The 10,676-nt window shown below is 56.6% G+C and carries 13 protein-coding genes and 2 rRNA genes; 2 read left to right on the forward strand and 13 right to left on the reverse strand.

Annotated features, from left to right (window positions below):
* Positions 1 to 11: 11 nt before the first annotated feature.
* Positions 12 to 1,328, reverse strand: a complete 1,317-nt coding sequence (locus I8J29_RS28140) for an HD domain-containing protein (RefSeq protein ID WP_208850672.1) — start codon at positions 1,326 to 1,328, stop codon at positions 12 to 14.
* A gap of 276 nt (positions 1,329 to 1,604) precedes the next feature.
* On the opposite strand from I8J29_RS28140, the gene I8J29_RS28145 reads away from it, so the two are divergent.
* Positions 1,605 to 1,859 carry an AbrB/MazE/SpoVT family DNA-binding domain-containing protein gene (locus I8J29_RS28145; RefSeq protein WP_090648939.1) on the forward strand — a complete coding sequence of 85 codons (255 nt, stop codon included), beginning with the start codon at positions 1,605 to 1,607 and terminating at the stop codon, positions 1,857 to 1,859.
* 139 nt (positions 1,860 to 1,998) lie between these two features.
* Here the strand turns inward: I8J29_RS28145 and rsmI are convergent, their stop codons facing one another.
* The 10 genes from rsmI to I8J29_RS28195 form a co-directional block, all read right to left on the reverse strand.
* Positions 1,999 to 2,892 (reverse strand): 16S rRNA (cytidine(1402)-2'-O)-methyltransferase, encoded by an 894-nt coding sequence (rsmI, locus tag I8J29_RS28150; protein ID WP_208850673.1) that lies wholly within the window; start codon positions 2,890 to 2,892, stop codon positions 1,999 to 2,001.
* Positions 2,889 to 3,674, reverse strand: coding sequence for a tRNA1(Val) (adenine(37)-N6)-methyltransferase (locus I8J29_RS28155; RefSeq protein WP_208850674.1), 786 nt, complete (start codon positions 3,672 to 3,674; stop codon positions 2,889 to 2,891). Before I8J29_RS28155 ends, rsmI begins: the two co-directional genes overlap by 4 nt.
* 77 nt (positions 3,675 to 3,751) lie before the next feature.
* Positions 3,752 to 4,105 carry an initiation-control protein YabA gene (locus I8J29_RS28160; RefSeq protein ID WP_208850685.1) on the reverse strand — a complete coding sequence of 118 codons (354 nt, stop codon included), beginning with the start codon at positions 4,103 to 4,105 and terminating at the stop codon, positions 3,752 to 3,754.
* 95 nt (positions 4,106 to 4,200) lie between these two features.
* Positions 4,201 to 5,004 carry a PSP1 domain-containing protein gene (locus I8J29_RS28165; protein WP_208850675.1) on the reverse strand — a complete coding sequence of 268 codons (804 nt, stop codon included), beginning with the start codon at positions 5,002 to 5,004 and terminating at the stop codon, positions 4,201 to 4,203.
* 4 nt (positions 5,005 to 5,008) lie between these two features.
* On the reverse strand, positions 5,009 to 5,983 hold the full coding sequence (holB, locus tag I8J29_RS28170) for a DNA polymerase III subunit delta' (protein ID WP_208850676.1): 975 nt from the start codon (positions 5,981 to 5,983) through the stop codon (positions 5,009 to 5,011).
* 42 nt (positions 5,984 to 6,025) lie between these two features.
* Positions 6,026 to 6,469: a YaaR family protein gene (locus tag I8J29_RS28175; RefSeq protein WP_208850677.1), complete on the reverse strand. Its 444-nt coding sequence runs from the start codon at positions 6,467 to 6,469 to the stop codon at positions 6,026 to 6,028.
* A gap of 18 nt (positions 6,470 to 6,487) precedes the next feature.
* The gene (locus tag I8J29_RS28180; RefSeq protein ID WP_090648952.1) at positions 6,488 to 6,817 is read right to left on the reverse strand and encodes a cyclic-di-AMP receptor; all 330 of its coding nucleotides are present in this window, start codon (positions 6,815 to 6,817) and stop codon (positions 6,488 to 6,490) included.
* A gap of 99 nt (positions 6,818 to 6,916) precedes the next feature.
* The gene (gene tmk / locus I8J29_RS28185) at positions 6,917 to 7,543 is read right to left on the reverse strand and encodes a dTMP kinase (protein ID WP_208850678.1); all 627 of its coding nucleotides are present in this window, start codon (positions 7,541 to 7,543) and stop codon (positions 6,917 to 6,919) included.
* A 65-nt stretch (positions 7,544 to 7,608) separates the two neighbouring features.
* Positions 7,609 to 9,120, reverse strand: a complete 1,512-nt coding sequence (locus tag I8J29_RS28190) for an aminotransferase class I/II-fold pyridoxal phosphate-dependent enzyme (protein ID WP_208850679.1) — start codon at positions 9,118 to 9,120, stop codon at positions 7,609 to 7,611.
* 163 nt (positions 9,121 to 9,283) lie between these two features.
* Positions 9,284 to 9,472: a sigma factor G inhibitor Gin gene (locus I8J29_RS28195; protein WP_208850680.1), complete on the reverse strand. Its 189-nt coding sequence runs from the start codon at positions 9,470 to 9,472 to the stop codon at positions 9,284 to 9,286.
* Positions 9,473 to 9,690: 218 nt separating this feature from the next.
* Here I8J29_RS28195 and I8J29_RS28200 point away from each other — a divergent pair, with 218 nt between their 5' ends.
* On the forward strand, positions 9,691 to 10,221 hold the full coding sequence (locus I8J29_RS28200; protein WP_208850681.1) for a transposase: 531 nt from the start codon (positions 9,691 to 9,693) through the stop codon (positions 10,219 to 10,221).
* 118 nt (positions 10,222 to 10,339) lie between these two features.
* Here the strand turns inward: I8J29_RS28200 and rrf are convergent.
* Together rrf and I8J29_RS28210 are read right to left on the reverse strand one after the other, a co-directional pair.
* Positions 10,340 to 10,456, reverse strand: a 5S ribosomal RNA gene (gene rrf, locus I8J29_RS28205).
* Positions 10,457 to 10,560: 104 nt separating this feature from the next.
* Positions 10,561 to 10,676 (reverse strand): 23S ribosomal RNA (locus tag I8J29_RS28210); the annotation flags it as partial.

The following is a 10,676-nucleotide window of genomic DNA, read 5'->3' on the forward strand; positions in this document are numbered from 1 at the left end:
GCAACCCCTTTCTACATTAAACCAAATAATTCGCGTATGTTCGCGGACAGGCGGTGCGCTGATTCAAGCAGCGGCTCTTCCGGGTAATATAAGTGGTACTTCCCTTGATGAATCCCCGTGATCGAACGGACGATATCGGATCGGCCGGAAATTTCCGACAGCCGGTCGTCGCCCGACAGGAGCAGAATCGGCGGTTTTTCCTCATTGTCCGCCGGACCGGGCGAGCCGGGACGATACACATGGTAGGGCATGTCGTACGGAAAGTCAATTTCCAAGTGATAGTCGGGATTCAGCCCGATCGCGCGGAATTGCGCCCGAATGTCGTTCCACAGCTGCTCGTCGGGTCCGTCCATCGTCACGTACTTATACAATCTTCGGTTCAGGAACCGGCGGCATAGATCGGCGAGAATCGGATCCGTTTCGTGCGACCAGGCGGAGAACGCCGCCTGCACGAGCGCCTCGTCCAGCGCGAGATAAGCTTCGATGCCGATGTTGCCGGAGATGAGCTTTTCGAGCGGCTCCATCATCCAACCGAACGCATACCCGCCCCCGTATAATTCCTTGGCTCTGCGAAATATTTGGCGGAGTATGATTTCAGAGCTTCGCGTCACCGGATGGAAATACACCTGCCAGTACATTTGATACCGGGACATGAGGTAATCCTCGACCGCGTGCATGCCGCTTTCCTTGACGACGATCCGTCCTTGATGCGGCCGCAGAACGCGCAGGATCCGCTCTAAATCGAAAGTACCGTAGTTGACCCCCGTAAAATAAGCATCCCGCAGCAAGTAGTCCATCCGATCCGCATCCATTTGACTGGACACCAACGACACTACGATCGGCTCGTGATACGTTTTGCAGATGACGGCGGCCACCCGCTCCGGGTAAGACGGGTCGAAGTCGCGGAGCACGCGGTTGATCTCCGTGTCCTCCCGAAGCATCCGGCAGGTCCACGCTTCATGATGCGTGTCGAATACGTCTTCAATGGAGTGGGAGAACGGACCGTGGCCGATGTCGTGCAGGAGCGCCGCGCAGAGGGCGACGAGCTTCTCTTCCTTCGGCCAGCCGGAATAGCCGCTGCGTTCGAATTGCGAGATGATTTTGCGGGTAATCTCATAGACGCCGAGAGAATGCGAAAATCGGCTGTGCTCCGCTCCGTGGAAGGTCAGGTACGAGGTGCCCAGCTGGCGAATGCGCCGCAAGCGTTGGAATTCCCGCGTATTAATTAAATGCCAAATCAAGGAATCCTGTACATAAATGTACTTGTGTACCGGATCCTTGAAGACCTTTTCTTCGGGCAGACGTACTTGGGCTTGGTCGTTGCTCATTGTTTCGCTCACTCCCAACTGTTCGTAATTTCGACATATTTATCAATTTACATGTCGAATTATGTCATAACTCTATTTCCAATCCGACCGCCCTTGTTGTACTATATGAAGTATAACGGAATACATTAGTGACGTGAAATCGTCGTCATTACGGCACTTGCCGGACTCTCCGGGCGGGTTGACTATTTTGGGAAACGTTGGTATTATTAAGACATTAAATGATAGAATTTTGTCGAATCGTGACGACATGATTGAATAGGAAAGGGAGCGACCAATATGATGAAATCCACAGGTATCGTTCGAAAAGTTGATGAGCTCGGGCGGGTTGTCATCCCGATCGAATTGCGCCGCACGCTCGGCATCGGAGAGAAGGACGCGTTGGAAATTTACGTGGACGGCGAACGGATCATGCTGAAGAAATACGAGCCGGCTTGCATCTTCTGCGGCAATGCGGAGAACGTGGCGTATTTCAAAGGCAAAATCGTCTGCAACGTTTGTTTGACGGAAATGCCAACTCCTGTTACAAAATAAGAGACAAATCGAAATTTATAGGTTATAATGGTATTATCCAATTTGTTAATTCTAACCTTTTTAATACTCCTTGATGCCTTCCTGCGCCAGAATCTGGCTAGGAAGGTCTTTTTTTTGTTTTTTGCCCTATGGAATCAGCCTACTTTTTCATCACTTCATTATAGACGTCGCGCTTCTGCAGTCCCCGGTCCTGAGCCGCACGCTTAATGGCCTCCTTGCGGTCGCCGCTCTCCGCCTCGTACCGGGCGACATGCTCCTCGAGACTCAGCGCCGTCCACCAGGCGCCTTCTTCCTCCCGGATCTGGGCGGCTTCCGATTCGCTCATCCCTTCGATGACGAGGCAATACTCGCCTAGCGGCGGATGCTCCTCCAACCACGCGATACAGTCCGAAATCGTACCGCGGGCTATCTCTTCGTGCCGCTTGGTCAGCTCCCGGACCATCGCCACCCGGCGGTCGCCCCACTGCTCCAGCATGACGGGCAGCGTTTTGGCGATCCGATGCGGCGATTCGTAGCAGATCAGCGTCTCTTCGTAACGCTGCAGCCGGGTCAGCCAGGCGACCAGCGGCTTGCGGTCCCGCGGCGGAAAGCCGGCGAACAGAAACCTCTCCGTCGGCAGCCCCGAGACGACCAAAGCCGATAGCGCCGCGTTCGCCCCCGGTATCGGCACGACCGCGATTCCCCGCTCCGCCGCGGCGGCGGCCAAGTCCGAGCCCGGATCCGAGATCGCCGGCATCCCCGCGTCGCTGACGAGCGCGATCGACTGGCCGGCTTCCAAGAGCCGGATCAATTCCGGACCGCTGGCGTCCTTATTATGTTCATGATAACTGACCAGCCGACCGTTGATCTCGAAGTGCGCGAGCAGCTTGCGGGTCTGCCGCGTATCTTCCGCGGCGATCAGGTCGACCTCCTTCAAGATGCGGATCGCCCGGAACGTCATGTCCTCGAGATTGCCGATCGGGGTTCCGACCAGATACAGCGTGCCGGTCGACGGGTCCTTCTCCGCGGGTTGAAAGCTCCGCTGTACGTTCATGGGCTTGTCTTCTCCTTCTGCGATGCCGCGGGCTCTGCCCGGTTGCCGTAATAGATCTGCATAATCTCTTCATTATATTGATGCTGCGCATTATACACGATCAGCGGCGGGAGCATGCGCAGTTCGGGCTTGCCATCCCGGGTCGCTTCGATAAGCACCATGTTGGCTTCGGCCTCCGCGTTCGGATGGACGAACCGCATCCGTTTCGGCTCCAGCTTCCATTTGCGCATCGTTTCCAGGATCTCGACCAACCGCGACGGACGGTGCACCATGGCGACGCGCCCCCCGGCCCGCACCAGACGCGCGCAAGCCGCCACGATCTCGTCCAGCGTGCCGTTGCGTTCATGACGGGCCATCGCGACGTGCTCGTTCTCGTTCTGATCGCCGGTTCCGGCCGGCATGTACGGCGGATTGACCGTCACGACGTCGTAGATGCCGTGCCCCTGCCGCTTATGGAACTCGCGCAGATCGCCTTCGATGACCGTAATCCGGTCTTCCAGGCCGTTCGCCGCGATGCTCCGGCGCGCCATGCCCGCAAGCCGCGGCTGAATTTCGACCGCGTCGATCAGCGCCTTCGTCCGCGTCGTCAGCAGCAGCGGGATCACGCCGTTGCCGCTGCACAGGTCGAGGATCCTTCCGCGGGGCGGAACCGCCGCGAACCGGGCCAGCAGCACCGCGTCCATCGAGAAGCTGAACACCTCCCGGCTCTGAATGATATGCAGCTGATGCGTCAATAGATCGTCGAGCCTCTCGCCCGGCGCCAATACCACTTCTTTACCCACGTTCCCCTGCCCCTTACTCAAGTATCGGTAGATGCCGTTCTATGCAAACAAGACCCTGTGTCAGAGGGTCTTGTCGTTCAATCCTTATTCAAAAACGAAAGGCAGAACAAGCAGTCGCCCTCCGTGCGCAAATGCCCATAATACAAATTGCAAATATGAAAGCCTTCATGGTACAACCGCGCCAAATTGTCGTATCCTTGCCCGACCGCAATAGGGTCTCCCGTCAATACGGGCGCTTCGTCCGGTTCGTCGCGCACCTCTTCTTCGTGAACGACGACCGGTTCCGGCTTCGGCTGCGGCGTGTGGATGGCGGTTTCCCGCTTCAATACTTTGCGCAGCTGGCCGTTTTCTATGCTGAGCCGGTTATTCTCTTCAAGCAGCGCCTTGATCTTCTGTTTCATGGCGCCGAGTTCCGTATACAAGCTGCCCATGTGCGCTTCCAAGTTGCTGATCTCGTTAAAAATGTCTTTTTTCAAGTTTCCACCCCAAGGCGAAGCAGCTTCGGATTTCACAACGGCCGATCGGCCTACTTGACGATCACGTCGTCAAGCGGCAATTCCTTCGGTTTGCCGCCTACGTCGAACAGTTGGACATAAACCGATTTGGAGCCTGCGTTGATTCCCGTAACTTTGCCTTCGCCGTAGGACGTGACGACGATTTTGCCGACGGCCGGCAGCTCCTCGCGAACGCTTTCGTAATTATCGTGCTCGTATTTCAAGCAGCACATTAACCGGCCGCATAGACCGGAAATTTTCGTCGGGTTGAGCGACAGGTTCTGGTCCTTCGCCATCTTGATCGATACCGGCTCGAAATCGCCGAGCCAGGTCGAGCAGCAGAGCACGCGGCCGCAAGGTCCGATGCCGCCGAGCATTTTCGCCTCGTCGCGGACGCCGATCTGGCGAAGCTCGATCCGGGTGCGGAACACGCTGGCCAAGTCTTTGACCAATTCGCGGAAATCGACGCGTCCTTCGGCCGTAAAGTAAAAGATGATCTTATTGCGGTCGAACGTAAACTCGACGTCGACCAGCTTCATCTTCAGCTGATGGTCGCGGATCTTCTCCAGGCACGTCGCGAACGCGTTGCGCGCGGCCGCTTTATTCTCTTCCACGACCTTGGCGTCATTATCGCCGGCGATGCGGATGACCTTCTTCAGCGGCAGGACCACGTCCGACTCGCCGACCTGCTTCGGCCCGACCACGACCTTGCCGTACTCGATCCCTCTGGCCGTCTCGACGATGACGCACTGTTCCTTCTCGATCCGGAACTCGACGGGATCGAAATAATAGATTTTGCCCGCTTTCTTGAAGCGGACACCAACGACGGTATACAAGTATTCACCCCTCCTGTACGCGGATCAGCAGCTGCTCGAGCGCCAATTGCGGCGATACGTGCGCGCGTATGCGTTTGCCCGCCTCCAGCGTGTGCTCCATGCACGCCACCCAGCCTTCCGCCGGACGTGCGTAGGCATGTTTGCCGATCCAATCTAGCTGATCTATAAAAACGAGCGATTCCTGTCTTCCGGCCTGGAAATGAATCATATCTTTATACCACAGCGCCAATAAGGACAAAAGAAGCTGCGGTTGCTCCGCAAGCTCCGTCTTCATGATTTGCTGCAGGGACAGCATCGCGGCGGTGAACCGGTTCAGACTGTCCTTTCCCAATTGTATCACTACGTTTCTCATTTCTGCAAACCCATTCTGCTGGATAAGCGCCCGGCAGGCGTCCAAGCCCGAAGCCAGTTGAACGGCCGCCCGGGCCGGCAGCTGGGGATGCCCTTCGTCCGCGAGCGCTTGCAGCATCGCCTGCGGCGCCAGCGGGACGAACGGCACGAGCTGCGTACGCGAACGAATGGTCGGCAGCATCGCTTGTCCGTTGTCCGTGAGGAGAATCGCCACGAGGGGCGACTGCGGCTCCTCCAGAAACTTCAGCAGGCTGTTGGCCGCTTGAAGCGTCATGGTTTCGGCCCGCTGCATGATGTACACTTTGCGGGCCGCATGTATATTGCGATAAGCAAGCTCGCGCTGGAGCTCGCGGATTTGGTCGATTTTAATGGAGCTTCCGTCGGGCTCGACGAGGTGCAGATCGGGCTGGTTGCCGTGCTCGAACTTTCGGCATTCCAGGCAATGGCCGCAGGCGTCGTCGCCGCCCTGCTCGCAGAACAGCGCCTTCGCGAAAGCCATCGCCATCTTCAGCCGTCCGCTCCCCGGAGGACCGCTGAACAAGTAGGCATGCGACACTTTGCCGCTCGACAGCGCGTGCTGCAAGATCCGCTTGGCCCGAGGTTGCCCGGCAAGCTGTGCGATGCTCATGGGAACCGGTCCTTTCTATGGTAAGAACAACGGAGAATTCCGTCAGAAAAACAAATTAATCAGCATGCCGCGGATATCGCCGATCGATTGAAGCAGCTTCAGCCGCCCCTCCTCGCTCTCCAGCAGCTCCTCGCCCATGGTAACGAGCGACTGGTCGATTTCCTCGAGCAGCATGTAACGCTTCGTGCGGCCCCGCCTGTCGAAACCGCGCGTTTCCTTCATCCCGACGCCCCGCCGAACGGTATCCTCGAGAAATTGCTTGACCATCTGCCGGTAGAGCTTCAGCTCCCTCACCGTCATCGAACGGGCCAGCCGCTCGCCTTGATTATGAATATCTTTCAGCTTCTCCTGAAGCTGCTCGATCGTCCGCTGCTCGTCCTGCACGTTCAGGACGTCGGCGAAGCTTTTAACCGCCGCCGGCTTCGCGCCCGTATCCGGACGCGAACGATCGGCGCCAAGCGGCCGCCACCCGGGATTGATTTTCATCGCATTCGTCACGCCCAATCAGAAATGTTCGAATCGCTCGACCGGAACGACAAAGACCGCCGCGCCGCCGACCTGCACTTCGACCGGGAACGGGATGTAAGAATCGGTGGTGCTGCCCATCGGAGATACGGGAGACACGAGCTGGTCGCGGACTTTACAGTTCGAACGGATCACGTTCAATACCTCATGCACCCGTTCGTCCTCGATCCCGATTATGAACGTCGTGTTGCCGGCGCGCAGGAAGCCGCCCGTACTGGCCAGCTTCGTCGCCCGGAAGCCATCGCGCACGAGCGCGTTCGACAGACGGTTGCTGTCTTTATCTTGAACAATCGCAATTACTAATTTCATCCTATTCCCTCCCAATAATGCTTGCCGATTTTTTGCCATGCGGTACGTTATTGAAAGTATGACGCTCTATATAATTTGACACGGAATGAGCATAATCCTTCAAATTCGTGCATTTAGAATCGCGAGCACGTCGTCTAGCACCATTTCAGGCGCTTGCTCGGCATCGATGCGCACGATTCGATCCGGTTCGGCAGTCATCAGCCGCCTATAGCCTTCTCTTACCGCTTCGTGGAACGCGAGGCCTTCCAGGTCGAGCCGGTTGATCTCCCGGCCTTCTCCCGCATGAATCCGGGCCAACCCGGCTTCGGGCGAAATATCGAGCCAAAACGTCAGCGTCGGCATATGCTCGCCGATCGCGAAGTCATTAATGGACCTGACTTCGTCGATGCCAAGTCCGCGCGCATAGCCCTGATAAGCCAAGCTGCTGTCGATAAACCGATCGCAGACGACGATTTCGCCTCTGGCCAGCGCGGGCAGGACCTTCTCCACCAGATGCTGGCGTCTCGCGGCGGCATAGAGCAGCGCCTCCGTTCGCGCGTCCATCGCAGTGTTGGCTTTATCGAGCACCACGCCGCGGATTTGCTCGGCGATCGGAATGCCGCCGGGCTCCCGCGTGAATAGGACCTGCTTTCCGAGTCCTTGCAGCGATTTTGCCAGGCTGTCGATCAACGTCGTTTTACCCGAGCCTTCCCCGCCTTCTATCGTCAAAAACAACCCATTTTCCACGAGCCTGCTCCTCTGTCTGTTAATACCCCTATCATATCAAAGCCAACCATCGCGCGTAAACGGCGCTACCGCTTCGCGGCAACCGCGATCGTCCGCATCGCGGGATCCTCCGCGCCTTGACATCTGGCCCCGTCCGCGACGAGCTGCTTGATGACGGCGATCGTCTCGGCCGTGATGCGTTCTCCTTCATAGATCAGCGGGATGCCGGGCGGATAAGGAATAACCGCCTCCGACGAGATCCGACCTTTCGCGTCATCCAGCGCGATGCGCTCCGTGTCGCTGCCGCGGCGACTCGTCCCGGGGCGCGCGAAGGTTACAGGCTCCGCAGTGGTATGCCTCTTGTTCGCAAACATTCGACTGCTCGAATGCATGCGCGGCATAAGTCCTTCCTGCTCGGTTTCGGCCGCAATTTCATTTAGTGCCTGCTGCAGCCGCTCCACGTCGGACAGAGACGCGCCGATTCCGAACAACAGCACGACGTAACGAGAGTCCGCCATCTCGGCATAGCAGCCATATGCCTCAAGACGCCGCTGCAGCTCGAATCCGGTCAAAGCGCCCGTTCGGTCAAAGATCGACATTCGAAGGGGATCCACTCTTACGGTATCCCGCCGTGGAGCCGCCATCTCATACCGGCGCTGCTTCCCGATCCACGCCCGAAACGCTTCCGCGGCCGCCAAACCCCGCTCGAACATCCCATTTCGATGGACGTCGATCATTGCCCGGGTAATATCAAGCGAGGCCATAATGGGATAGGAAGGACTGGAACTCTGAATCATTCGGAGTGCCTCCAGCACCGCATCCCGATCGATTCGATCACCTTGCACGTGCAGCATGGCTCCCATCGTCAACGCCGTCAACGTCTTATGCGTGGACTGAACGACCGCATCCGCGCCATCTTGCAAGGCCGAAGACGGGAAAGCCGGATGAAGTCCGTAGTGAGCGCCATGGGCTTCGTCGACAAGCAGCATTTTGCCATGCCGATGAATAAGATCGGCATAAGGCCGCAGCGAAGCGCTGAGACCATAATAGCTCGGATTGGTGAATAAGACGGCTTTCGATTCCGGATATCGCTGCAGCGCCAGCTCCACCTGCTCAAGCGAAGGGATAAGATGAAGCTCGGTGCGCTCTTCCGTCTCCGGCATTAGAAAGACCGCTCGCGCGCCCGCAAGCCGCAGCCCGTTCAGCACGGACTTATGGGCATTGCGCTGAACGAGAACCAACTCTTCCGGCCCGCAAACGGCAAGCAGCATGGCCAGATTGCCGGCCGTGCTTCCGCCCACGAGGAAGTACGTCCGCTCGGCGCCGAACGTCGCCGCCGCCAAGCGTTGAGCTTCCTCAATAACTCCGGAAGGAGCGTGCAGATCATCGGTCGGCGTCAGCTCCGTGACATCCAGCTCCATGACGCCACGCAAGGCCTTCAAGGCCCGAGCGGCTTCGGTCGGTATTTCGTTCGCGTCAGGCAGCGATGTACCGTATTTATGCCCCGGCACATGGTAACTGGCCGGCCCGGAAGCCCGCAGCGCGGACAGCGTATCGAATAATGGCGCATGCCATCGTTTTTGCGAGTGAGGTTGCAATGGACGTTCCTCCGGTTCCTACGGGTTATCCCTTCATCATAACGGATACCGGGCTTGACTTAAACCCTCGCCTTCCCCCGATAAAAAGAGAATCCCAAACTCTCTCGATCGCGGCATGCATGCAAGAAAAATTCGGGATCAACAGGATGTACAGCCATATGCCTTAGGCATTATTCTGGTACCAAATACGTCTCAGCTGATGAATGAAAAACGGATACTTCGCGTCCTGCACGTCGGTTTGAACCATTTCCGTTTCGCACGAATCGCAGATAAACCCATCAATGATACGCATGCCTTCCAATTTCTCGATTCCGCAAATAATACAGGTCGTTGGTGTCCTTTCTTCCGACATTTCGTTTCACCTCGTCCAAAAAATCATCATTGCTTCTAGTATGCCACAAAGTCTAGCAACCTATACGACTTTCATAGCCCAATTCAAATAGTAATACAGTTTATGTCGAAACGCCCAGATTGGTGAACGATGGCTTGCACTTCTTTTGCGGAGGAAGTCTACATATTCCGGCGTCAAAATCCGATACATGGTGTAGATTATCGAAAGGCGTTGAAACGATGCGAGGAGCGCTTGCCGAGCAAGACAAGGCGACGATCTACCAATATCGACTCATGCAAAAGGTGTTCGTTCGCAACGAATTATATCGAAGCTACCTTTGCGCGATCTGCGTTTTGGCGCTCTTTCTTGTCCTTATGTACCGGCTCGACGGCGTCAAAGCGTTCGGAATCGGCATTCTATGCTCGCAGTTCATTCATTTCCTGATCATCCGCCTAACGTTAATCCGCGTCGATGAACCGGACTACCGGCGCTGGGGCTGGCGAGTGCTCGGCATCTGGATCGGCTATATTCCGGTCGCTTATATCGAATACGGCCTCTTTCGCCGGCTGCACCGCCACCTTCTGTGGCTAGGGTTATTCACGATCGGCATCCTATACCCATGGGCGGACGAGGCGACAATGATCAGCTTAATCATGTGTCATCTTTGGTTTCTAGCTCCGCGCTTGGTCATCAATCGCAAGCTTCGCAAGTCCAGACGAGACGGCGTACTCAAAATTACCGCCAATGAGGTCAGCTACTATCATCGTTGACGCGTTCCACGTGAAACAACGATGATGGGCGCTAGCTTTTTTAGTTGATGCCGGCCTCTTTATCATTATCGATTAAAGACAACAAAAAACCGACTGCTTTATGCAGTCGGTTCATCGTGCTTGGCAACGTCCTACTCTCCCAGGACCCTGCGGTCCAAGTACCATCGGCGCTGGAGGGCTTAACGGTCGTGTTCGGGATGGGTACGCGTGGTTCCCCTCCGCCATCGCCACCAAACGGGCGTCTTCCGCTCACGGAAACGCGGGTCTTGCTCAGAGCTTGCCACCCTGAAAACTGGATACGAACCTTTGCGAAGGTCTTGCTTAGCTGAAAGATGTACCTTGGATAAGCCCTCGACCGATTAGTATTCGTCAGCTCCACGCATTGCTGCGCTTCCACCTCGAACCTATCTACCTCGTCGTCTTCAAGGGGTCTTACATACTGGGAAATCTCATCT

The sequence above is a fragment of the Paenibacillus artemisiicola genome (assembly GCF_017652985.1).
GTDB lineage: Bacteria > Bacillota > Bacilli > Paenibacillales > Paenibacillaceae > Paenibacillus_Z > Paenibacillus_Z artemisiicola.